The 23,713-nt window shown below is 67.2% G+C and carries 21 protein-coding genes; 20 read left to right on the top strand and 1 reads right to left on the bottom strand.

The annotated features are described in order from the left end of the window. Positions 1 to 3: 3 nt before the first annotated feature. From B5X73_RS13675 to B5X73_RS13755, 17 genes are all read left to right on the top strand, one after another. Positions 4 to 789, top strand: coding sequence for a glycosyltransferase family 2 protein (locus B5X73_RS13675; protein ID WP_079522130.1), 786 nt, complete (start codon positions 4 to 6; stop codon positions 787 to 789). Next, on the top strand, positions 789 to 1,397 hold the full coding sequence (locus B5X73_RS13680; RefSeq protein WP_079522131.1) for a LolA family protein: 609 nt from the start codon (positions 789 to 791) through the stop codon (positions 1,395 to 1,397). Before B5X73_RS13675 ends, B5X73_RS13680 begins: the two co-directional genes overlap by 1 nt. Continuing rightward, positions 1,394 to 3,745: an MMPL family transporter gene (locus B5X73_RS13685; protein ID WP_079522132.1), complete on the top strand. Its 2,352-nt coding sequence runs from the start codon at positions 1,394 to 1,396 to the stop codon at positions 3,743 to 3,745. The genes B5X73_RS13680 and B5X73_RS13685 overlap by 4 nt, the downstream gene beginning before the upstream one ends. Next, positions 3,742 to 5,004 carry a beta-ketoacyl-ACP synthase gene (locus B5X73_RS13690; RefSeq protein WP_079522133.1) on the top strand — a complete coding sequence of 421 codons (1,263 nt, stop codon included), beginning with the start codon at positions 3,742 to 3,744 and terminating at the stop codon, positions 5,002 to 5,004. The genes B5X73_RS13685 and B5X73_RS13690 overlap by 4 nt, the downstream gene beginning before the upstream one ends. Continuing rightward, positions 5,004 to 6,230 carry a beta-ketoacyl-[acyl-carrier-protein] synthase family protein gene (locus tag B5X73_RS13695; protein WP_079522135.1) on the top strand — a complete coding sequence of 409 codons (1,227 nt, stop codon included), beginning with the start codon at positions 5,004 to 5,006 and terminating at the stop codon, positions 6,228 to 6,230. Before B5X73_RS13690 ends, B5X73_RS13695 begins: the two co-directional genes overlap by 1 nt. Further along, positions 6,227 to 6,961, top strand: a complete 735-nt coding sequence (locus B5X73_RS13700; RefSeq protein ID WP_079522260.1) for a beta-ketoacyl synthase chain length factor — start codon at positions 6,227 to 6,229, stop codon at positions 6,959 to 6,961. The genes B5X73_RS13695 and B5X73_RS13700 overlap by 4 nt, the downstream gene beginning before the upstream one ends. Then, positions 6,958 to 7,725: a lysophospholipid acyltransferase family protein gene (locus B5X73_RS13705; RefSeq protein ID WP_343123888.1), complete on the top strand. Its 768-nt coding sequence runs from the start codon at positions 6,958 to 6,960 to the stop codon at positions 7,723 to 7,725. Before B5X73_RS13700 ends, B5X73_RS13705 begins: the two co-directional genes overlap by 4 nt. Then, positions 7,722 to 7,991 carry a phosphopantetheine-binding protein gene (locus tag B5X73_RS13710; protein WP_079522138.1) on the top strand — a complete coding sequence of 90 codons (270 nt, stop codon included), beginning with the start codon at positions 7,722 to 7,724 and terminating at the stop codon, positions 7,989 to 7,991. The genes B5X73_RS13705 and B5X73_RS13710 overlap by 4 nt, the downstream gene beginning before the upstream one ends. Further along, on the top strand, positions 7,979 to 9,151 hold the full coding sequence (locus B5X73_RS21350) for an ApeI family dehydratase (RefSeq protein WP_254857297.1): 1,173 nt from the start codon (positions 7,979 to 7,981) through the stop codon (positions 9,149 to 9,151). Before B5X73_RS13710 ends, B5X73_RS21350 begins: the two co-directional genes overlap by 13 nt. After that, the gene (locus B5X73_RS13720; protein ID WP_079522139.1) at positions 9,144 to 10,097 is read left to right on the top strand and encodes an LpxL/LpxP family acyltransferase; all 954 of its coding nucleotides are present in this window, start codon (positions 9,144 to 9,146) and stop codon (positions 10,095 to 10,097) included. The genes B5X73_RS21350 and B5X73_RS13720 overlap by 8 nt, the downstream gene beginning before the upstream one ends. Continuing rightward, positions 10,087 to 10,527, top strand: a complete 441-nt coding sequence (locus tag B5X73_RS13725; RefSeq protein WP_079522140.1) for an acyl-CoA thioesterase — start codon at positions 10,087 to 10,089, stop codon at positions 10,525 to 10,527. The genes B5X73_RS13720 and B5X73_RS13725 overlap by 11 nt, the downstream gene beginning before the upstream one ends. Before the next feature lie 18 nt (positions 10,528 to 10,545). Then, positions 10,546 to 11,268 (top strand): class I SAM-dependent methyltransferase, encoded by a 723-nt coding sequence (locus tag B5X73_RS13730; RefSeq protein WP_079522141.1) that lies wholly within the window; start codon positions 10,546 to 10,548, stop codon positions 11,266 to 11,268. Then, complete coding sequence (locus B5X73_RS13735; protein ID WP_079522143.1) at positions 11,265 to 12,443, top strand: beta-ketoacyl-ACP synthase; 1,179 nt, start codon at positions 11,265 to 11,267, stop codon at positions 12,441 to 12,443. The genes B5X73_RS13730 and B5X73_RS13735 overlap by 4 nt, the downstream gene beginning before the upstream one ends. Then, positions 12,440 to 12,916 (top strand): hotdog family protein, encoded by a 477-nt coding sequence (locus B5X73_RS13740; protein WP_079522145.1) that lies wholly within the window; start codon positions 12,440 to 12,442, stop codon positions 12,914 to 12,916. The genes B5X73_RS13735 and B5X73_RS13740 overlap by 4 nt, the downstream gene beginning before the upstream one ends. Further along, positions 12,913 to 13,641: a 3-oxoacyl-ACP reductase FabG gene (gene fabG / locus B5X73_RS13745; protein ID WP_079522146.1), complete on the top strand. Its 729-nt coding sequence runs from the start codon at positions 12,913 to 12,915 to the stop codon at positions 13,639 to 13,641. Before B5X73_RS13740 ends, fabG begins: the two co-directional genes overlap by 4 nt. 70 nt (positions 13,642 to 13,711) lie before the next feature. Continuing rightward, on the top strand, positions 13,712 to 15,826 hold the full coding sequence (gene yccS / locus B5X73_RS13750; RefSeq protein WP_079522147.1) for a YccS family putative transporter: 2,115 nt from the start codon (positions 13,712 to 13,714) through the stop codon (positions 15,824 to 15,826). Positions 15,827 to 15,906: 80 nt separating this feature from the next. Beyond that, entirely contained in the window at positions 15,907 to 17,064 is a 1,158-nt protein-coding gene (locus tag B5X73_RS13755; RefSeq protein ID WP_079522149.1) for an isovaleryl-CoA dehydrogenase, read from the top strand. 9 nt (positions 17,065 to 17,073) lie between these two features. Here B5X73_RS13755 and B5X73_RS13760 read toward each other — a convergent pair whose 3' ends face one another. After that, positions 17,074 to 19,908, bottom strand: coding sequence for an autotransporter serine protease (locus B5X73_RS13760; protein ID WP_079522151.1), 2,835 nt, complete (start codon positions 19,906 to 19,908; stop codon positions 17,074 to 17,076). Positions 19,909 to 20,171: 263 nt separating this feature from the next. Between B5X73_RS13760 and B5X73_RS13765 the strand changes: the two genes are divergently transcribed. The 3 genes from B5X73_RS13765 to B5X73_RS13775 all read left to right on the top strand — a co-directional run bounded on the left by B5X73_RS13765 (position 20,172) and on the right by B5X73_RS13775 (position 23,628). Next, positions 20,172 to 21,347 carry a thiolase family protein gene (locus tag B5X73_RS13765; RefSeq protein ID WP_079522152.1) on the top strand — a complete coding sequence of 392 codons (1,176 nt, stop codon included), beginning with the start codon at positions 20,172 to 20,174 and terminating at the stop codon, positions 21,345 to 21,347. Positions 21,348 to 21,509: 162 nt separating this feature from the next. Then, the gene (locus B5X73_RS13770) at positions 21,510 to 21,896 is read left to right on the top strand and encodes a hypothetical protein (RefSeq protein ID WP_079522154.1); all 387 of its coding nucleotides are present in this window, start codon (positions 21,510 to 21,512) and stop codon (positions 21,894 to 21,896) included. Between the two features lie 124 nt (positions 21,897 to 22,020). After that, a complete protein-coding gene (locus tag B5X73_RS13775; RefSeq protein ID WP_079522155.1) occupies positions 22,021 to 23,628 on the top strand; it encodes a carboxyl transferase domain-containing protein in 1,608 nt (535 codons plus the stop codon). Positions 23,629 to 23,713: the final 85 nt, after the last annotated feature.

Genomic DNA, 23,713 nt, shown 5'->3' on the forward strand with positions numbered 1-23,713 from the left:
CCGATGGGGGGCAGGCCCGGACCGCGCGACGACGCGGCGCGATCCTTCGCGCCCTGCGCGGTCGTACCGATCTACAACCACGGACACACCATCGCCGCGACGGCCAATGCGCTCGCGGCCCATGGCGTGCCCGTGCTGATCGTGGACGATGGTTCGAACGAAGAGACGCGGACGATCCTCGACGCGCTTGTCGGCGGTCGCGACGACCTTCGCCTCATCCGCCTGCCGGAGAACGGTGGCAAAGGCGCCGCATTGACGGCGGGTTTCGTTGCCGCGCACGACGCGGGCTACAGCCATGTGCTGCAGATCGACGCCGACGGCCAGCACGACACGGCCGATGTGCCTCGTTTTCTCGCGGCGGCGGAAGCCGCACCCGAAGCCATGATCTGCGGCAAGCCGATCTACGACGATTCGGTGCCCCGCGCGCGCCTTTACGGTCGATACCTCACGCACGTCTGTGTCTGGGCGGAAACGCTGTCCTTCGACATCCAGGACTCCATGTGCGGCTACCGCCTGTATCCGCTTGCCGAGACGCGTGCCGAAATCGCCCGCAAGCCGCTGCCGACGCGGATGGATTTCGACACCGAGATCGCGGTGCGCCTGTACTGGCGGGGTGTACCGGTACGCAACCTGCCAACGCGGGTAATCTACCCGGAGAACGGACTCTCGCATTTCCGCATGTGGCGCGACAACGCGCGTATCACGGCGATGCACACGCGACTCCTTCTCGGCATGCTGCCACGTGCACCGCGCCTCCTCATTCGCAAGTTCCGCCACGGATCCCCCTGATGCACCGTCTGCTTACCCTGATCGCCCTGCTCTTCGTCACCTCCGTCCATGCCCAGGCGCCATCGCTCGCCAACGAGATCCTCGGCAGTCTGGCCAAGCACCCCCAGGTGCGCGCCGAATTCAGCCAGAGCCGCGAAAACCCCGCCCTGGCGGAGCCGCAGGTCAGCAAGGGCGACCTGCTGTTCGTCATCGGACACGGCATGGTCTGGCACACACGCGATCCGTTCGAGGACACCCTCGTACTCACGTCCGGCGATACGCGCCGCCTGAACGCGCAGGGCAAGCTGGAGCGGGTCCGTGACGGCAACCGTGGGGTGAGCCAGGTCTCGGGCATGCTGCAGTCGCTGCTCGCCGGTAAGTCCGAGGAAGCCGCTCGCCAGTTCACCATCACCTCCGACGGCAGCATCGACCGCTGGACCCTGACCTTCGTGCCGCGGCAGGCACGCGTGGCACGCGTCCTGGCCGGCATCACACTCAAGGGCGACGCGTTCCTCGAGTCCATCGAAGTGAACCTCGCCAGCGGCGAGCGCACCCTGATCACGTTCACGAATACGCGGGACGCCGACTCGCTGACCCCGGTCGAAGCGAAGGTCCTCGGCGTTCCATGAGGCCGTCCCCGACAACGCTGCGGGCCGGGCTCTTCACGCTCGTAGCGCTGGGCATCTGCCTGTTCTGCGCGTGGCTCCTGTTCGGTCGCGGCACCTCGCCGCTGCAGACCGACATCATGACGATCCTGCCCGCGACGGAACGCCACCCGCTGGCGGAGGACGCCGTCGAGCGACTGGCCCGCGCCAGCGGCGACCGCATGATCCTGCTGGTGTCGAACGATGACGACGACGCGGCCAAGACCGCGGCACGCGAACTCGGTGAGGCCCTGGGCAAGGACCCGGTATTCGCTTCGGTGATCGCCGAACTGCCGCCGTTCGATCTCGATCAGCTGGTCACGCCGTTCCTCCCGTTCCGCTTCCACCTTCTCACCCCCGAAGACCGGGCCGCCCTTACGAGCCCGGGCTTCGATGCGGTCGCCGCGCTCAGGCGCCGGCTCAACGAGCCGTTCGGCGCGAACGTCGGCGCGAAACTGACCGACGATCCGTTCGGCTGGATGCAGCACTGGCTCGATCGCCAGCCGTGGAACCGCTCCACCCTCGTCCCCGAGGACGACATGCTCACGGCGCACCAGGGTGACACCACCTATGTGCTGGTGATTGCCACGCTGAAGGGCTCCTCGTATGACGACGTGGTGCAGCGGCAGGCCGTGGCCACGCTGGCGAAGGCGGAGTCCGCCATGCTCGCGAAGCACCCCGGCACCACGCTGCAGCGCACGGGTGCGATCTTCTACGCCGCCGCCGCCCGTGCGGGTGCCGAGCGCGACACGCATGTGGTCGGCATCGCTTCGTCGGTGGGTATCGCGGTGCTGTTGCTGCTCGTGTTCCGCTCGCTGCGCCCGCTGCTGATCGCCTTTCTTTCCACCGCGCTGGGCGTGGTCGGTGCGATCGTCGCCACCGTGCTGGTGTTCGGTCAGCTGCACCTGCTGACGCTGGTCTTCGGCGCCGCTTTGCTGGGTGAGGCCGTCGATTATTCGATCCAGTACCTGTGTGCGCGGGCCAACACCGGCGCCGCGTGGAACGCCGAGCGTGGCGTGCGCCAGGTGCGCCCCGCGCTGTTGCTCGCGCTGGCCACGTCGCTGCTGGGCTACGCCTTGCTCGGCATCGTGCCCTTCCCTGCCCTGCAACAGATGGCCGTGTTCGCCATGGCCGGCATGGCGGTGGCATGCGCGAGCGTCTTCTGGCTGCTTCCCGCACTGGCACAGAAACCCGCGCGTGCACCGCTGTCGCCCGCGCTGGTCCGGCTGGCACTGGGCTGGCAGCGCGCCGCGTCCGGCCGGCGCGCCCTGGTCGTGCTCGCGGTGCTCGCTGTCGCCGCGATTCCCGGCTGGCTGCGCCTCGGCCACGATGACGATATCCATCTGCTGATCTCCCCCCCGAAGACACTCGAAGCACAGACGGCCTCGATCCGAGACGTCGCCGGCTTCGGTGGCGGGACGCAGTTCTGGCTGGTCGAGGGTACGAGCGCCGAGGAGGTGCTCCAGCGCGAAGAAGCGCTGACCGATCGACTGCGGACATGGATCGCGGACGGCAAGCTCACCGGCTTCACGGGCATCACCGCGATGCTGCCGTCGGCGAAGCGACAGGCGGAAAACATCGCGGCGGTCGCCCAGTGGTTCACACCGGCCGACCGTATGAACGCATGGCTCGTCGCCGCCGGTTTCAGGCCCGAGGGCATGGCATCGTTCGTCACCGCATACCCCGGGCGCGCCTTCACGCTCGACGACTGGCTTGCGATGCCGGCGTACACGCCCTTCCGCTACCTGTGGCTGAGCGGTTCGCACGGCACCGGCAGTATCGTCGTGCCGCAAGGCCAGGACGACGTCGCCCTGCTGCGCCAGGCGTCCGAGGGGCTGCCCGGCGTGTCGCTGGTCGACAAGCCGGCCAGCATTTCCGCCCTGTTCGGCCGCTACCGTGGTTATGCGGACGTGTGGCTCGGGGGCGCGCTCGCTCTCGTCGGTCTCGCCTTCCTGTGGCGGTATGGGCCACGCGCGGTAGGCCGCGTCTTGCTGCCGCCGCTGGCCGGCATCGTCTTCAGTGTCGCGGCACTGGGCTACCTGGGCCAGCCGCTGACGCTGTTCCACATCATGGCGCTGATGCTCGTCCTCGGCGTCGGCGCCAATTACGCGGTATTCCTGCGCGAAGGCGAACCGCATGCCGCGCACATCCCCGGCGCCGCCTATGCCGGTGTCCTGCTGTCCGCCGTGACCGCGCTGCTCTCGTTCGGTCTGCTCGCGCTCAGCACGATGCCGGCGCTGCAACATTTCGGCCTCACCCTGCTCCTCGGGATCGGTTTCACGGCGTTGATCGCGCCGGTGAGCGTCCCCGCACCGAAGAAGTCATCCGCATGAACACCGCCGTACACGCTCCGGGAGCGCGCACCCTCAAACGCGTCGTCGTCACCGGCTTCGGCGGCATCACGCCGCTGGGCCACGACTGGCATGCCATCGAGGCGCGGCTTCGCGGTTTCCACAATGCCGTCCGCCGCATGGGCGAATGGGATTATTTCGACGCGCTCAACGGTCGGCTGGGTTGCCCGGTCGATGACTTCGCGATGCCCGTGCACTGGTCACGCAAACACGTGCGCTCGATGGGCCGCGTGGCCCAGCTGGCCGTCGCGGCCAGCGAACGCGCACTGATCGACGCGGGACTGATCAACGATGCCTCCATCACCGACGGCCGCATGGGTGTCGCCTATGGCTCGTCGGGCGGCAGCATCGCTCCCGCCAAGACCATCGGGCGCATGCTCGAGACCGGTTCGATGCAGGGCGTCACCGCGACCAGCTACATCCAGATGATGGCGCACACCACCGCGGTCAACGTGGGCGTGTTCTTCGGACTGCGCGGTCGCATCATCACCACCTCCAGTGCATGCACCTCCGGCAGTCAGGCCATCGGCTACGGTTACGAGGCGATCCAGCAGGGCAAGCAGACGCTGATGCTCTGTGGCGGTGCCGAGGAACTATCCGGCCCAGGGGCGGCGGTGTTCGACACCCTGTTCGCCACGAGCACGCGCAACGATTCACCCGAACTCACGCCTCGCCCGTTCGATGCCCGGCGCGACGGCCTGGTGGTCGGTGAAGGTGCGACGACGCTGATCCTCGAAGAATACGAACACGCGATGGCTCGCGGCGCGACGATCTACGCCGAGGTGGTTGGCTTCGGCACCAATTCCGATGGCCAGCACATTACGCAGCCCACGCGCGAAACGATGGCTGCCGCCATGCGCATGGCACTGGCCGATGCGGGCCTCACGCCCGACGCGATCGGTTACGTCAGCGCGCACGGCACCGCCACCGATCGCGGCGACGTGGCCGAAACCCATGCCACCGCCGACGTGCTGGGCGGCGGCGTACCGATCAGCTCGATGAAGAGCTACGTCGGCCATACGCTCGGCGCGTGCGGCGCGCTCGAATCGTGGTGGGCGATCGAGATGATGCGTCGCGGCTGGTTCGCGCCGACCATCAATCTCGACACCCCGGACCCCGAGTGCGCGGCGCTCGATTTCGTCACGGGCCAGGGTCGCGAGATCCGCACGGGTTACGTGATGAACAACAACTTCGCCTTCGGCGGCATCAATACGTCGCTGATCTTCAGGGCGGTCGATTGATGAGACGCGTCGTCGTCACCGGCATGGGCGCGGTGTCCTGTCTGGGACCGGACCGTCGCGCGCTGTTCGACGGGTTGCGTGCGCAGCGCGCGGGTTTCCGCGAGATGCCCGACTTCGCGACGCTGGGCATGCGCTGCCGGGTGGGCGCGCCGGCGGATGTCGCCGCGCTGGAACCACCGCATCGCAAGCTGCGTCGGTATCTGCCGCAAGCGGCCGAGTACGCGTGGCATGCGGCGCGCGAAGCCCTTGCCGAAGCCGGCCTCGACGAGGACCGGCTGCGCGAACGCGATGTCGGTATCGTCATGGGCGGCTCCGCCGCGCTGAGCGAATACGAAGCCGGTCTCGACATGTTCCACGCGCGCGGCATCTCGCGTCTGTCGCCCTTCATCGTTCCACGCAGCATGGGCAGCGCGGTCGCGGCAACCCTCACGCACGCGTTCGGGTTCGGCGGTCGTGCCTTTACCGTCAGCTCGGCGTGCACCAGCGCGACGCATGCGATCGGCCAGGCGATGGAGTTGATTCAGCTGGGCCGGCAGGACGTCGTCATCTGCGGTGGCGCGGAAGAACTGCACGACAAAGCCGCGATGTGCTTCGACGTCATGAATGCGCTGTCGACGACGAGTGCTCCGGGCGAGCGCGTGTCCGCTCCTTACGAGGCCGACCGCGACGGCATCCTGCTGGGTGGTGGCGCCGGTGTACTCGTGCTCGAATCGCTGGAGCATGCGCAGGCGCGTGGCGCCACGATCCTCGCCGAAATGGCGGGCTACGGCGCCGCCTCCGATCCGGACGGCATGATCAGCCCGGAGGCCGGTGGCATGGCCGAGGCCATGCATCAGGCCATCGACCTGGCGGGAACGATCCCCGACTACATCAACACCCACGCCTGCGCCACGGTCCAGGGCGACCTCGCCGAATGGCACGCGCTGCGCCGCGTGTTCGGCGACCGCGGGTGCGCCGTGCCGTGGATGTCCTCGGTCAAGGGGCTGATCGGGCACGCACCGGCCGCGGCCGGCGCGCTCGACACGATCGCGGGCATCGCGATGATGGAAGCCGGCGTGCTGCTGGGCGGCGCTCCCGTGCGCGAACTCGACGAGGCCTTCGCCGACGCGCCCCTGATCGAAGGAGAGCGCGCCGCGCGCATCGGCAGCTTCCTGTCGAACACGTTCGGCTTCGGCGGCAGTTGTGCGGCGCTGGTCGTGCGACGGTTCGACGGGGTCGGCGCATGATCGCCCTGCGCATCGACGACTGGCGCGCGTGGGCGCCCGGTATCGAGGACGGCGATGCGTGGGCACGCTGGGCCTCGGCCCCGCATGTGCCCGCCGATACGGGCCAGCAGCCCGCCTGCGATTTCGTGCCGCCGATGCAGCGTCGGCGACTCAGCCGCCTTGCGCGCATCGTCATGCACACCGCCTGGCCGTTATGCGCCGACGACGAGCAGTTGCCCTTCGTCTACGCCTCGCGGCACGGCGAAACCACGCACACGCTCGCCATGCTCGAGGAGATCGGGCGCGACGCTCCCCTGTCGCCGACCCGCTTCGGACTTTCCGTCCACAACGCGATCGCCGGGCAGTGGTCCATCCTGCGCGGCCAGCGCGACGAATCCGTCGCCATCGCGGGTGAGGGCGATACGTTCGAGCACGCCATGGTGGAAGCCGCGGCCCTGCTCGATGACGGCGCCCCGACGGTCATCGTCGTCGTCGCGGAAGAACGGCCACCGGTCGCCTACGACGGCTGGATCGACGACGTACCGTTCTCGTACGCCGTCGCGTTGCGCGTGTCCCGGGCAGGCATGCCCGGTGCCGGCGCGCGCTGGCAGCTGTCCCTGCGCGGTAACACGGACGCGTCCGCGCCGGTGGACGGCCAGCATGCCCTGCACTTCATCCGGGCGCTGCACCATGGCGCCTCCCTCGACCACCCGTGGAAGACACGACGATGGACCTGGCAGCCGATAGCGTGAACCGACGTCGGGACGCCTGGGCGTGGCGCTTCATCGGCACCGCGCTCAGCTTCGCGTTGTTCGGCATCGGCGGTCTCCTGCTCCGCGGGATCATCCTGCCCGTGGTCCTGCGCTGGCCCGGCGAAGCGTCGGTTCGACGCCGCCGTGCGCGGCGCACCGTCGGTCGCGCCTTCTGGCTGCACTCGCGGTTCATGTGCCGCATGGGCGTCGTCGATTTTCACTTCGAGGGCTGCGAGCGGCTGGGAAAGCCCGGCCAGATGATCGTCGCCAACCATCCGTCGCTGATCGACGTCGTGTATCTGCTCGGCCACGTGCCCGATGCCAACTGCATCGTGAAACACAGCTTGTGGAAGAACCCGTACATGCGCGGACCGGTGACGGTTGCCCAGTACATCAGCAACGACGGCAGCGCCGAGATGCTGGAAAGGGCCGCGGGCGTGTTGCGCGAGGGCCAGACCCTCATCGTCTTCCCCGAGGGCACGCGTACCACGCCCGGGCAGGATCCTGTCTTCCATCGCGGCGCGGCGGCCATCGCCGTACGGGGCGCGCGGATCGTCACGCCCGTCTATATCACCGTCGAGCCGACCACGCTGACCAAGGCGGACCGCTGGTATCACGTGCCGGACCGGCGCGTGCACGTTCGTATACGCGTCGGCGACGACCTCGATGTGCGAGCCTTCAGCGAAGGCACCCCGGCGCCGATAGCCTCGCGCCGTCTCAACGAACACCTCCACAGCCTCTACGCCAGGGAACGGAAGCCATGAACGACCTGGAGCGGGATATCGCCCGCCTCATCATCGAGACACTCGCACTCGATCACCTGACGGTGAACGACATCGCGGCGGACCAGCCCCTGTTCGGGCAGGGGCTCGGCCTCGATTCCGTCGATGCGCTCGAACTCGCACTCGCCCTGCAGACCCGATATGGGCTGAAGATCGCCTCGGATTCGCGCGACGCGCGCCGCCATTTCGAAACGGTCCACAACCTGGCCCTCTACGTCAAAGCGAACGGCGAGCCATGCGTAAACTGAGCGACATGGTGCTGGTCGTTGTCGGCATCCTTTTTCCGTTCATCGTCTATTTCGGCATGGACCACGTGTCCACACCGGTCTTCGGCCTGATCCTGGGCGGCTTGTGGCTGATCCGAGCGCCGGCGCTTCTGCGTCAACCTGGCGGCGGGTGGATGCTCGGCATCACGCTGATCTATTGCACCGTACTCGCCTTCGGAGGTGAAGAGCGCCTGCTGCGCTGGTATCCGAGCCTGATCTGCGCGTTGCTGTTCGGCGCGTTCGGCCTCAGCCTGAAGTTCGGGCCGCCGATGATCGAGCGCATCGCGCGAGTCGCCGAGCCCGACCTGCCGCCGGTGGCCATCGCCTATACGCGCAAGGTCACGTGGGTATGGGTGGGGTTTTTCTTTCTCAATGGCACCGCCTCCGCGCTGCTGGCGGGATGGGGGCCGCTGTCGTGGTGGACTTTCTACAACGGCATCCTGGCTTACTCGGTGATGGGTGCGCTTTTCCTCGGCGAGTGGATCCTGCGCCAGCGCCTGCGTCGGCGGATCAACAAGGCGCCCATGGATGCCGCCGCCTCACGGCTGCGTTCCCATCCCTGGGTGGACGGTGCGGCGGGTGGCTACGCCGGCAAGAAAGGCCCGGGCATGGTCGTCGCCCTGAGTGCCGCGGGCCGCACCGCCCTGCTTCGCCACGGACGCACCGGCCTGCTCAACGAACTGGGCCAGCAGGCCGCCGGAGACGACGCCCTGTCGACGCCGCTGGTCTGGCGCTTCGTTGCCGATTTGCCCGACGCGCAGCACGTCGACGACACGCTGCGGGCCGGGCTTCCGACGGAGCCCGTCGTGCTCGGCGAGCATCGTGACGATGAGGGCGTGGTCATCGATCTGGAACTTCCGATCGATCTGGCCTGCTTCGCGGAACACTTTCCCGAGGCACCGGTCGTGCCGGGCGTGTTGCAGGTCGGCTGGGCCTTGTCGTTCGCTTCGCTTCGCCTGGATACGCCGACCACGTGTCGCGGCATGGACGCACTGAAGTTCCAGCGCCTGCTTCGACCGGGCGACCGGCCACAACTGCTGCTCCGTCACGATAAGGAGCGCGGTCGCCTGCAGTTCGCGTATCGCATGAACGGGGAGCCCGTCTCATCCGCGTATCTGCGCCTGGACGGCGCGCATGTCTGATTCGGCTGCCAGCGGACACTGGACCGCGCAGAAGGAGCGCGGCAGTTTCCTCGGCCTCAAGCTCACCGCGATCGCGGTGCGCCTGCTGGGTCGTGGCCTCGCCACGCCGGTCATCTGGCTGGTGGTGCTTTATTTCTACGTGACGGGGCGAACCACGCGACGCAACGTGGTCGACTACCAGCGCCGCCTCGCCGCCTGGAGCGGTCGTACGGATCTCTTCCCGCGTCGACGCGCGGCCTTCGCACAGTACCGTGCTTTCGGTGACTGCATGCTCGACCGTTTCGACGTGTGGCGCGGCAAGCTCCGCCTGTCGTCCGTGGACATGGACGATCCGGACGGCGTACGCAACGCGCTGATCGGCGGCGGGCGCGGCCAGATCCTCATCTGCACCCATCTGGGCAACCTCGACGTGTGCCGCGCCATGGCCGAGATCGGCGAGGGCGTGGCGCTCAACGTGCTGATGTATCTGCCCAACGCGGCGCACTTCAACCGGCTGCTCGGCGAGTCCGGCGATCGGCGACTGCGGCTGATGCATGTGGGCGACCTGGACACCGCCACCATGATGGATCTGTCGCAACGGCTGGATCGCGGTGAGTGGATCGCCATCGCCGGCGACCGCGTGCCCCCACACGGTGCCCGCACGGTCGAGGCCGATTTCCTCGGCGCGCCAGCCCGCTTCCCTCAGGGCCCGTGGCTGATGGCCGCCATGCTGCGCTGCCCGGTCAACGTGGTCTGCTGCCTCAAGTACGGCCCACGCTATCGCATCCACCTGCGTCGCTTCGGGGACGCCAGCGGCTGGGATCGTGGCCGCCGCGGCAGCTTCATTCAGGATGCGGTGGCGCGCTATGCCGACTGGCTGGCCGCCCGTTGCCTCGACGCGCCGCTTCAATGGTTCAATTTTCACCCGTACTGGCAAGGTACGAACGGAGCTCCCCATGCGCGCTAACGGTGTGCTCGCGACCGAGATCGAGGTCATCGTGCCCTTCTTCGACGTCGATTCGATGGAGGTGGTCTGGCACGGCCACTACGTGAAGTACCTCGAGGTGGCGCGCTGCGCCCTGCTCGACGACGTCGGCCACAACTACGTGCGCATGAAGGAAACCGGCTTCGCCTGGCCCATCATCGACCTCCAGCTGCGCTACGCGCAGGCCGCACGCTTCGGCCAGAAGCTCACCGTGCGCGCCGACCTGATCGAGTGGCAGAACCGGCTCAAGATCCACTACACGCTCAGCGACGCCGTCACCGGTGCGCGGCTCACGCGCGCCAGCACCATCCAGGTCGCGGTCAGCGTCCCCGCTGGCGAAATGCAGCTCGTCTCTCCCCGCGTCTTTACCGACGACGTCGAACGCCGGCTGGCCCGCACGTCGTCACCCTGATCGAACGGAACGCCTGTCATGAAATACGCCAGCGCCACGTACGTCGAAGAAACCCGGATCGGTTTCGTCTTCCTGCGCACCCATACCTGGCAGCACCACGTGCTGCGTGTCGCCATCAACGATCACAAGCGCCTGATCGGCGAGCCGCTGCCGCAGGGCGGCACACTGCTCGACGTCGGCTGTGGCCAGGGACGCTCGTTCCGATATCTCCGGGACGCGTTCCGCCCGGCGCGCATGCTGGGCCTCGATGCCGACCCGCACAGCATCGAGCTGTCGAGGGCGGAGGCCCGACGCGAAGGCATCGACGTCACGCTGATGGTCGCCGACTGCGCGCGCATCGATCTGCCCGACGCCAGCGTGGACGTGCTGTTCTGCCACCAGACGTTTCATCATCTGGTGGAGCAGGAACGCGCTCTCGATGAATTCTGGCGCGTACTGAAGCCCGGCGGCCTCCTGCTGTTCGCGGAGTCGACCAAGGCGTACATCGATACCTGGGTGATCCGCTGGTTCTTCCGCCACCCGATGCACGTGCAGAAGACCGCCGACGAATACCTTGCGATGATCCGCGGGCGTGGGTTCCGCTTCGAGCCACGCAACGTCTCGTTGCCGTACCTGTGGTGGAGCCGGTCGAAGGACTTCGGCCTGCTGGAGCGCTGGGGTATCAGGAATCCGCCACCGCCGGGCAAGCGCGAGGAAACGCTGGTCAACGTCGCCGCGTGGAAGCCGCTCGACGCCGCATGAAGACCTATCTCAACGCACTGGGCGTGACCTGCTCGCTGGGCGCCGGCAAGGCCGCCGTCGCGGAAGCGCTGTTTGCCGGAGACAAGCGCGGGTTGCGCGATATCGATGGCTGGGCGCCCGGACGGACGCTTCCTCTTGGCGAAGTCGTCGATGCTCTGCCCTCGATGCCGCGGGGCATGGAGGCGCATGACACGCGCAACAACCGCCTCCTGCTGCTCGCCGCACAGGAAATCGAAACCGAACTGCGTGACGCCATCGCCCGCTACGGTGCCGACCGCATCGGCGTCGTGATCGGCACGAGCACCACGGGGATCGAGGAGGCGACCGGCCATATCGCCACGCGCGGGCGTAACGGCGCGTGGCCCGACGCCTACCGTTATTCCGATCAGGAACTGGGCGCACCCGCGGCCTTTCTCGCCGAATGGCTCGGCATCGCCGGTCCCGCCTACGGCATTTCGACGGCATGTACGTCAGGCGCCCGCGCGCTGCTCAGCGCGCGACGCCTGTTGCGCCTCGGCCTGTGCGACGCCGTGATCTGCGGCGGTGCCGACACGCTGTGCCGTCTGGCGACGCACGGCTTCCATGCGCTCGAAGCCACCGACGGACAGCGTTGCGTACCCTTCTCGCTTTCACGGCGCGGTATCAACATCGGTGAGGCCGCCGCGCTGTTTCTCATGACCCGGGACGCCGCCGAGGTCGAATTCGTCGGCGGTGGCGCGAGCTCGGATGCATACCACATGTCCTCACCGGCACCTGACGGCCGTGGCGCGGCCGAAGCGATGCGTCGCGCGCTCTCGTCGGCCGGCATCGAGGCGAGCGCCATCGATTACGTCAACCTGCACGGCACGGCGACAGAACATAACGACGCGATGGAGAGCCACGCCATCGCGGCTACGTTCGCGCGACCGGTGCCATGTTCCTCGACCAAGGCCCTGACCGGCCACACGCTCGGCGCCGCCGGCGCCCTCGAAGCCGCCTTCTGCTGGCTGGCACTGACCGATGCGGAACGCCGGCTGCCGCCGCACGTATGGGACGGCGCGACGGATCCCGCCCTGCCCCCGTTGCGTTTCACCGCGGTCGGCGACCGGTCGCCCGTGGGCAAACGTCATCTTATGAGCAATTCGTTCGCGTTCGGCGGTAACAACGCGAGCCTGATCCTGGCGGACGCGACATGACGATCTGGCCTGTCGAAACCCTGCTGCCGCACGCCGGTCGCATGATCCTGCTCGACCGTGTCCTGGAATGGGATACCGAACGCATCGTCTGCGAACGCCTGGTCCGACGCGGCGATGCCTTTGTCGAAGCGACCGGTCTCCCCGCGTGGGCGGGCGTCGAGTTGATGGCCCAGACCATCGCTGCGTGGAACGGCTGCCAGGTGCTGACGGCGGGTGGTCAGGTCAGGCCCGGCTTCCTCCTGGGCACACGGGCCTACCGCGCCGATGTCGATGCGTTCGCGACCGGTGCGACGCTGCGCATCGAAGCCGTGCGCCACTTTCACGATGAGGAAGGCATGGGCGCGTTTGCCTGCCGTATCGATGCGGAAGGTCTGCACGCCGAGGCGCGCCTGACCGTGTTCAGCCCGCCGGACCCGACACCCTTTCTCGATCCTCGCCACAATCGTCTCGACTCCAGAGGTACTCCACCATGACCGACACCATCTTCGTCACCGGCTCCAGCCGTGGCATCGGCCGCGCGATCGCGTTGAATCTCGCGGACGCCGGTTACGACCTCGTGGTGCATTGCCGCTCACGCCGCGAGGAAGCCGACGCCGTCGTCGCGGAGATCGTCGCCAGGGGCCGCAACGCCCGCGTCGTGCAGTTCGATATCTCGGACCGCGCGGCATCCGCCGCCGCGCTCGAGGCGGACATCGCCGGGCACGGCGCGTATTACGGCGTGGTCTGCAACGCCGGCCTCACCCGTGACGGCGCGTTCCCCGGCCTGACCTCCGACGACTGGGACCAGGTGCTGCGGACCAACCTCGATGGGTTCTACAACGTACTGCACCCGCTGGTGATGCCGATGATCCGTCGGCGCAAGCCGGGCCGTATCGTCTGCATCACGTCGGTCTCGGGCATCATCGGCAACCGGGGACAGGTGAACTACAGCGCATCCAAGGCCGGTGTCATCGGCGCGGCGAAGGCACTGGCCGTCGAACTGGCCAAGCGCAAGATCACGGTGAACTGCGTGGCGCCGGGCCTGATCGATACGGACATGCTCGACCCCGAGGTGCCGGTGGAGCAGATTCTCAAGGTGATTCCCATGGAGCGTACGGGTACCCCGGAAGAAGTGGCGGCGGCGGTACGCTTTCTGCTCAGCCCGGAAGCGGGTTACATCACGCGGCAGGTGCTTGCGGTGAATGGCGGGCTTTGCTGAGAAAGCCCGCGACAAAAGATCGCCATCGGGGCCGCCTCTCATCAGCGTGGTAGCGGGCTAAGCTAAGGCCATGCTTTCCCTACGCCATCTGGCAGAATCCGACCGCTTCGCCGATGTCATGCGGGTGCTCCTCGCACTGACCGGTATCGCCGTCTGGTCCACGCTCGCCGGACCAGCCGACGCGATCGTCCCCGCGCTGCTTGGCGCTATCGCCTGCGCCCTGGCCGAAACCGATGACGCCTGGCGGGGCCGCCTGCGCGGGCTGATCGTGACCTTGCTGTGCTTCGCGCTCGCCGCGGTCGCGGTGAAGGCCTGCATCGGCACGCCGCCGCTGTTCGCGGTGCTGCTGCCGGTGGGCACGTTTCTTCTGGTCATGCTCGGTGCCGCCAGCGGGCGATACGCCACGATCGCCACGGCCACGCTGATCCTCTCGGTCTACACCATGATCGCCACCGACAGTGCCGGCACGGCAGCCGGCGGCTGGCATGGCACGCTGGCGATCCTCGCCGGCGCGGCGTGGTACGGATCGCTCTCGCTGCTGTGGAGCGCGCTCGCACCCCAGCGTGCGGTCCGCCATGCACTCGCCCGCCTGTTCGAATCGCTGGCCGCGTTGATCGAGGCAAAGGCGGCCTTGTTCGAACCGGTGCGCGGCCTCGATCTCGACGCACTGCACATCGAGTTCTCGAAGCGCAACCTGCGCACGGTGGAAGCGCTGACCGCCGCGCGCGTCGCGCTGCTCGATCGCATCGGACGCCGCCAGCCGCGCGGGCGTTCCGCGGCTCGTCTGGGCATGTTCTTCGTCGCCCAGGACATCCACGAGCGGATCAGCTCATCGCATTACCCGTACGACGAACTGGCAGGCGCGCTCTACCACAGCGACCTCATGTTCCGCTTCGGACGACTTCTGCGATTGCAGGCCATCGCCTGTCGCGAGCGGGCCGATGCGATTCGCGAGGTCGCTCCGCTGCGAACCATCGCCCTGCCGCGCGCCGCGCTCGACGACCTCCGCGAGGCGCTGGCCTATCGCCGCCGCAGCGACCCGCCGGACGAAGCGATCGACGACGCGTTGTCCGCCCTGCTGGACAACATGGAGCGCCTGCAGGCCGGCATCGAAGACGAAGGCAGCCTGCGCGACGACGCCGACATCTCGCTGCAGGACAACGAGCCGGCGTCCATTCGCGAAGCATTGGGCAGGGTGCGCCTCCGTCTGAACCGGCGCTCGATGCATTTTCGCCATGCGATGCGCCTGGCGATCGGCATGCTCGCGGGTTACGCGTTGATGCTTGCCCTGCATCCGACGCACGGCTACTGGATTCTCCTGACGACGCTGTTCGTCTGCCAGCCCAGCTATGGCGCCACGCGACGTCGCATGGTCCAGCGTATCGCCGGCACCACGGCCGGGCTGATCGTCGGCTGGGCGCTGCTGCGTCTGTTGCCGCCGGGCGACTGGCGGCTGCCGGTGCTCGTGGCGACAGGTGCCGCGTTCTTCGCCTTCCGGCTGCGCCGTTATGCGCTGGCGACCGGCGTCATCACGCTGTTCGTGCTGCTCTGCTTCGATCGCGTCGGTGCCGGGTACGACGCCATCGGTCCGCGACTGCTCGATACCTTGCTCGGCGCGGTGGTCGCCGCCGCGGCCATTCGCTTCGTGCTGCCCGACTGGCGGGTGCGCCGGCTCGACGACATCGTGGCCGATGCCTTGCTGGCCTATGGACGCTATCTGGAGCGGATCGCCGACCAGTACGCCCACGGCAAGGCGGACGATCTGGCCTATCGCATCGCCCGACGGGATGCGCACGCGGCACAGGCCGCCGTGGCCGGGAACGTGGCGGAACTGCTGGGCGAACCCGGGCATTCCCGCGATCTCGGCGAGCGCGCCCTTCGCCTGCTCACGGCGCTTCAGGCGGGACTGTCCCACCTGTCGACCCTCGGTTCGCACCGGCAATCCCTGCCGACGGACGACGCTCTGGCGCTGCAGACACTGGCCCGCCACATGACCCACGGCTTCGACACCCTGGCCGGGCATATCCGCGCCGGCACTGCCGCATCGCCGCTGGACACGCCAGCGCTCCTTGCCGGCAGCACGACGCGCGGCACGGTGGGCGCCGAAACGGTACGCCTGGTCGATCGCCAGTGCCTGTTGCTGATCCGCGTACACGACCGTATCGCGGCCATCGCGAAGGCCTGATTGCTGCGTCGCGCCGTGGCTTGACGGCATGCGCACGCTACGATGGGGAGGTTTCCCCATCCCTTTTCCGGAGTTGCACCATGCGCCCGTTCTCCCTCGGCGACGACCTCGACCTCCTGCGTGAAAGCGTCCGCGCGTTCGCCGACAAGGAAATCGCACCGCGCGCGGATCGCATCGATCGCGAAAACGTGTTTCCCGAAGACCTCTGGCGCAAGTTCGGCGAGATGGGCCTGCTCGGCATCACCATTCCCGAGGAATACGGCGGCTCCGGCCTTGGCTTTCTTGCGCACATGATCGCGATGGAGGAGATCTCGCGCGCGTCGGCCTCGGTCGGTCTGTCCTACGGTGCGCACTCCAATCTCTGCGTGCAGAACATCTACCACAACGGCAACGACGAACAGCGTCGCAAGTACCTTCCGAAACTCGCGAGCGGCGAGTGGGTCGGCGCGCTGGCGATGAGCGAGCCGGGCGCCGGTTCGGACGTCGTCGGCTCGATGAGCTGCAAGGCCGAACTGATCGACGGCAAGTGGGTGGCCAACGGCACCAAGATGTGGATCACCAACGGACCCGATGCCGACGTGTTGCTGGTCTACATGCGCACCGCCCCGCGCCCCGCGGGCAGCCGCTGCATGACCGCGTTCATCGTCGAAAAGGGCATGAAGGGTTTCTCGACGGCGCAGAAACTCGACAAGCTGGGCATGCGCGGCTCCAACACCTGCGAACTGGTGTTCGACAACTGCGAGATTCCCGCGGAAAACATCGTCGGCGAAGTGAACGAAGGCGTGCGCGTGCTGATGGGCGGTCTGGACACCGAACGCCTGGTGCTGTCCGGCGGTCCCATCGGCATCATGCAGGCGGCGGTCGATCTCGTGCTGCCCTATGTCCGCGAGCGCAAGCAGTTCAACGCGCCCATCGGTACGTTCGGCATGATGCAGGGCAAGGTCGCGGACATGTACACCGCGCTGCAGTCGTCGCGCGGGTTCGCTTACATGGTGGCCCAGCAGTTCGATAACGGGGTGAAGTCGCGCATCGACCCCGCCGCCTGCCTGCTCAATGCCTCGACCAACGCGGTGAAGGTCGCGCTGGAAGCGATCCAGTCACTGGGCGGAAACGGCTACATCAACGAATTCCCGGCGGGCCGGTTGCTGCGCGACGCCAAGCTCTACGAGATCGGCGCCGGCACCAACGAGATCCGTCGCATGCTGATCGGCCGTGAACTGTTCCACGGCAAGTCGTAATCCGCCGGCCTACCAGTTCATCCGGAAACTCGCGTTCGCCGAACGCGAGTGATCGCGGTCCGCGAACCGCTGGTCGACGTTGAAGCCCAGCTGGGTGCTGGCCGTCATGTCCCAGCCGAGCGACACGCCTGCCGTGCCGGCCCGGCGCGACAGGCCGATGCCGTCGACCGGCGCCCACTGCGAAAAGCCCGTGTAGCGTGCCGCGAAGACCTCGCCCTTCGTGGCGAACGCATTCTGCCAACCCAGCTTCGCATCCAGGTGCAGCGCACCGCGCGTGGTCAGCCATGAACTGCCCGCGCGAAGCCCGAACCCCGCCTGCCAGCGCGAGGTGGTGTGGCCATCGGCGGTCAGTCCGAAGCCGTCGCCACCGGTTTCCGAGAAACCATCGCGGCGGATGCTCGCGTACTCGACGTTGGCGAACGGGGTGAGCGTGAACGCGCCCGCATGGCTGCGGAAGCCGACTTCGCCGTAAGCGGACTGGTAGCTGCCGTTCTGGTCGCTGCCCGCGAACGCGGCCTGGTCGCCGAAACGCAGCAGGCGGCGCATGTCGCCACGGAAACTGCCGAAGCCGAACTGCCCCACCCCGTACCAGTTGGCGCCACGCGAGCCGGCATAGAACATGCCGGCGGTGGAACGGCTGCGCTGGCGATCGAAGCTGCCGTCGAGCTGGCCGTGGCTCGACATCTGCGCGACGGCGACGCCGGCGAAGCCGTTGAGACCGAGACGGATGTCGTTGCCGACCAGGCCACCGTTGAGGTTGAAACCGACGTTGCCGAACCCGCCGCGGCTCATGCCGCCGCGGGAATCGAGGGACTGCGTCCAGGCACCGGAGCCTTGCTGGTCCAGGTGTGAGATCAGCGCGTCGTTGCTCGCATCGATACCGGCGAGCGTCACGGCGGTGCCGGCGGCATACAGCTGGCCGGAGAGCGACTCCAGGGAGGCCCTCGCCACCGCGTCCGTGCGCGACTGCTGGATCTGGCCGGCGGCGACGAGCGTCGTCACGGGCGGCGCGGATGCTGCCGCCACCGGGCCAGCCAGCGAACCCTCGATCTGCTGGAAGGCTCCGTCAAGGCGCGTCGCCGAGGTCGTCGCCGCGGCCGAGCGCGCCATCACCGCATTCGAGTTCGCCACGGCGGTCACGCTCAGGCTGGTCGTGTCGAGCCAGATTTCCTTAGGTGCGTACTGGACCGTCGATGACAGGAACACGCCTTGCGCGAACATCGTGCTGGTGAACGTGCCGGTCACCGACTCAGCGGTGACCAGGGACTGGTGACTGGTCACCGTGTAGCCGGGCACGGCGCCGGCGACGTACAGATCGCCGCCAAAAATCCGTACGGCGCCCGCGACGTTTACGGGAGCGCCGAGCAGCACCGAGAGACGCGACGGCCCATAGAGCCCGAGATCGGCCTTTATCTGGGTGGGATGCGCCGTCAGCTCCAGAGTGCCGTTGACGTCCACGCTGTCGCGGAGGCCGTTGGTCTGACCCTGTCCGAGATCGCCGTGAACGATGAGCTTCGCCCCCACGTCCTGCACGATGATTCGCCCCGCGGGAAGGTCTTTCATGACCTCTACGGTCGTCGTGTCTTCGGCATTCAACGCGGAGAACGTATTCGTGCCCGTGATGGTCAGCTTGCCGCTACCGTAGACGTTGAGGCCGTCGCCGGAAATGTCGTTCGAAAACGTTACGTTGGCCGAGCCGATGTCCGCGCGGAAGGCATGATCGAGCCTCGCCGGGCCAAGCATCGCCTTGCCGAGGTTGAGCCGGCCATGCCCATAAATGGCGTCGACACCGGGATCGCCCAGATCGTCGGCCGTGCTGAACATGAGGTCGGCCAGGGCTTCGTTGTCGAAGTGCGGAAAGGTCTGCAGGAGGACGGCCGCCGCGCCGGCGACCTGGGGGGCGGCGAGCGACGTACCGGTCCACACCTGGTAGGCCGGCTTGGCGGCGGTCGACGACGCGGCCAGTGTCAGCACCTCACCCGGCGCCGCGATGCAGAAAGCCTTCGCGTCTCCGCAACGGTTCGAATACGAGGCGATCCGGCTCGTGTCGTGGCTGTCTAGGGCGACGACGGCGATCCAGCCGCCCGCCACGGAAGGCGCGCGAAGCGGCAGCGCCGCGATGTCGGACGGATTCGCCGCGCCGTCGTTTCCGGCCGCGAACACATAGACCGTTCCGCTGGAGGAAAGCACGGCGTGTTTATACGCATCGGCAAAGCTGGCCGTGGTGGCCGCATCGGACGCGTCCCAGTACAAGCCGCCCCACGAGTTGTTGGAGATACGCGCTCCCGCCTGGAACACGGCTTCGTTGACCGTGCCGAGCGGATCCGCCGAAGTCACCTTGTTGCCCTTGCCCGAACCGTCGTCCTTCGGCGTCGTATCGCTGACGATACGCGCGGAGACGATCGTCGCATCGGGAGCGATGCCCCCGGCGAACTGGCCGAACGGCTTGCCCGCGGCGATTTCGGCCACGGCGGTGCCGTGTCCGACGACATCGTCCACCTTCAGGTTGTTTGTGCCCGGATCGACGTAAGTGAACTTGTTGGTCACCCGGCCGGAAAGCGCCGGGCTTGCCGCCGTGACGCCGCTGTCGACGATGCCGATGGCGACGCCCGAACCGGTCAGCCCCGCGGCATGCGCGGCGTTCGCACCTGTCGCGGTCAGCTGGATATCCACCGGTGGCTGGTCGACCGGGGGGCTCGGCGTCTGCGGCGTCTGGGGCGCCACCACCTGTGGAATGTTGCGGCTCGGCGCACTGCTGCCGCCGCCACCGCAGGCGGTCAGACCCAGGCTCACGCACACGGCCAGCGCAAGCTCGCGCTGACGCAGCAGATTCGTCGTATTCACGTTATACCCCTGATTTCAGACGTCAATGTCCCACGCCGACTCTGGCGGACGTGTGGAACGGATGGTGCCACACGACTTTGCGAAAAATCTCATCCAGTCGGCAAAATGTTGAACCCGTCCGTGAAAACTGCCGCCGGCACGGCATCGCGGCGGCCGCCCACGGGCGTGTCGCAGCGCAGATTGCCCCTCCCCTGCCGCCACTGCGATACTCGACCGGTTTCCGTCCTCCCCAGGGCGGCCATACGATGTCCCACGGAGTCCCCATGTCTGAGATCGTCATCGCGGGTGCCAAGCGCACCGCCATCGGTTCTTTCCTCGGTCAGTTCACCGGCGTCCCCACGCCCACGCTCGGCTCGGTCGCCATCAAGGCGGCGCTCGAACAGTCCGGCATCGCGCCGGCCGATGTCAGTGAAGTGATCATGGGCTGCGTGCTGCCCGCGAATCTCGGCCAGGCGCCCGCGCGCCAGGCATCGCTCAAGGCCGGCCTGCCGACCTCGGTGGGCTGCACCACCATCAACAAGGTGTGCGGTTCCGGCATGAAGGCCATGATGCTGGCACACGACCTGATCAAGGCCGGGTCGGCTTCCATCGTCGTCGCGGGTGGCATGGAGTCCATGACCAATGCTCCGCACATGGTCAATGCGCGCACAGGCATCCGCTACGGCGACGGCCAGCTGGTCGACCACATGGCGTGGGACGGGCTGACCAACCCTTACGACGGTCAGGCGATGGGCGTCTTCGGCGAACAGTGCGCGGACAAATACCATTTTACGCGCGAAGAGCAGGACGCCTTCGCAATCGCTTCGGTCGAGCGCGCGCAGGCGGCACAGAAGGCCGACGCGTTCGCCGGCGAGATCGTTCCGGTCACCGTGCAGGGCCGCAAGGGCTCGCAGGATTTCGCCGAGGACGAACAGCCGGGCCGCTCCGATACCGCGAAAATCCCGACCCTGCGCGCCGCCTTCCGCAAGGAAAACGGCACGATCACCGCCGCCAGCTCCTCCAGCATCTCCGATGGCGCCGCCGCGCTCGTGCTGCTTTCCGCCGATGAAGCGAAGGCGCGCGGCGTCACCGCGCTGGCTCGCATCGTCGCCCACGCCACGCACTCGCAGGAGCCGGAGTGGTTCACGACGGCCCCGGTCGGCGCCATTTCGAAGGTGCTCGCGAAGGCGGGCTGGTCCGTCGGCGACGTCGATCTGTTTGAAATCAACGAGGCATTCGCGGTCGTGCCGATGGCGGTCATGCGCGAGCTGGACGTGCCGCACGACAAGGTCAACGTCCATGGCGGCGCGTGCGCGCTGGGCCACCCCATCGGTGCCAGCGGCGCCCGCATCGTGGTCACCCTTCTCAATGCGTTGACGGCCCGTGGCGCAAAAAGGGGTGTCGCTGCGCTGTGTATCGGTGGCGGCGAGGCAACGGCGATCGCCATCGAACTGGTGTGAACCCGGCGTCGACGAGATAGATCTGGCGTCGTATCGTAATCACGCCAAATGCATGGGCTTTAATGCCCACTGAAGCGGCACGATGAGATTTGTAGCTAAGTTAAGACAAGTGGGCTATTAATACGCCCGCCTAACGGCATTCCACGGCTAAGGAGAAACATAATGAATTTGACGCGTACCCTTCTCGCCTCTGCGCTCGTCGCGCTTCTGGCAGCTTGCAGCAACGGCGCGCAGGATTCCGCGCAGGACGCCCAGAAGTCGGCTTCCGACGCACAGCAGCAGGCCGACAAGGCTCAGCAGGCTGCCGACCAGTCGGCCAATGCCGCCACGTCGCAGGCTGCCGACCAGGCTCAGCAGTCCGCTGACCAGGCCAAGGACGCTGCCGCTCAGGCTTCGCAGGCCGCTTCGGCCTCGACCGCCGGTGGTGCTTCCGAGGCTGCCAAGGACGCCGCTTCCAACGCTGCGGATCAGGCCGAGAAGTCGGCTGACCAGGCGAAGGACGCTGCTTCCAACGCTGACAGCGCAAAGGATGACAGCACCAAGAAGTAAGCCTTCCGGCTTATGGACTAAAAAGGGTCGCCTTCGGGCGGCCCTTTTTTCTTGGCGCGTTGCAGCGTTTTCCTTCGCGGCCGCCCCGTTATGATGTTCGTTTAGTCCTCGCGCGAACGTCCCCATGCCCATTCTCGATTCGCAGCTCGATACCCGTTCTCCCGAGTTCCAGGCGGCAAGCCGTAGCTTGCGCGCACTGACCGACGACCTGCGTGACACGCTGAAGCGGACGGCGGAGGGGGGTGGCGCGAAGGCGCGCGAAAAACACGTGGCGCGCGGCAAACTGCTGCCCCGGGAGCGCATCCGCGCCCTGCTCGACCCCGGCTCTCCTTTTCTCGAAATCGCTCCGCTGGCGGCGCACGGCATGTATGACGATGCCGCACCGGCGGCGGGCGTCATCGCGGGAATAGGCCGGGTCATGGGACAGGAGGTCGTCGTACTGGCCAACGACGCGACGGTCAAAGGCGGCACCTATTTCCCGATGACGGTGAAAAAACACCTCCGAGCCCAGGAAATCGCGATGGAGAATCGCCTTCCCTGCGTTTACCTCGTCGATTCCGGCGGAGCCTTCCTGCCGCTGCAGGACGAAGTGTTTCCCGACCGCGAACACTTCGGTCGCATCTTCTACAACCAGGCGCGCATGAGCGCGCAGGGTATTCCGCAGATCGCCGTCGTGATGGGCTCATGCACCGCGGGTGGCGCCTATGTGCCCGCGATGAGCGACGAGACCATCATCGTTCGCGAGCAGGGCACCATCTTCCTCGGCGGCCCGCCGCTGGTCAAAGCCGCCACCGGTGAAGTGGTCGATGCCGAGGCGCTGGGCGGCGCGGACGTACACACCGCGGTGTCCGGCGTCGCGGATCACTTCGCGGAGAACGACGCGCACGCCCTGGCTATCGCCCGCGACATCGTCGGATCGCTGAACCGGGTGAAGAAGCAGCCGCTGGCCGTGCGCACGCCTGTCGAGCCGCGCTTCGCCGCCGACGAACTGTACGGGGTCATTCCGGAAGACACGCGGCGCCCGTTCGATATCCATGAAGTCATCGCACGCATCGTGGACGATTCCGAGTTCCACGAATTCAAGGCACGCTACGGCAAGACGCTGGTCACGGGCTTTGCGCATATCCACGGTTATCCCGTGGGCATCATCGCCAACAACGGCATTCTGTTCGGCGAATCCGCGCAGAAGGGCGCCCACTTCATCGAACTGTGCAACCAGCGCAACGTACCTCTCGTGTTTCTGCAGAACATCACCGGATTCATGGTGGGCCGCAAGTACGAGAACGCAGGTATCGCTAAAGACGGCGCGAAGATGGTCACCGCGGTGGCCTGCTCGCACGTGCCCAAGTTCACCGTGGTCATCGGCGGCAGCTTCGGCGCGGGCAACTATGCGATGTGCGGTCGCGCGTACGGCGCGCGCTTCCTCTGGATGTGGCCCAACGCGCGCATCAGCGTCATGGGCGGCGAACAGGCGGCGTCCGTGCTTGCCACCGTACGCCGCGATGGCATCGAAGCCGGCGGCGGCTCGTGGAGCGCGGACGACGAAGAGGCGTTCAAGGCGCCCGTACGTGACCAGTACGAACGTCAGGGTCATCCCTACTATGCCAGCGCACGGCTCTGGGACGACGGCATCATCGATCCGGCCGACACGCGTCGGGTACTGGGCCTGGCCATCTCCGCCTCGCTCAATGCTCCGATCGAACAGGGCCGGTTCGGCGTGTTTCGCATGTAATAGGTTAACCGTCGAGCGTAAAGCGCTAACCGAAAAGGCATTCCTGTTCACGGTTCCGGGTTTACGGTTGGCCCGTTACGCTTTA

Source organism: Luteibacter sp. 22Crub2.1, from assembly GCF_900167995.1.
GTDB lineage: Bacteria > Pseudomonadota > Gammaproteobacteria > Xanthomonadales > Rhodanobacteraceae > Luteibacter > Luteibacter mycovicinus.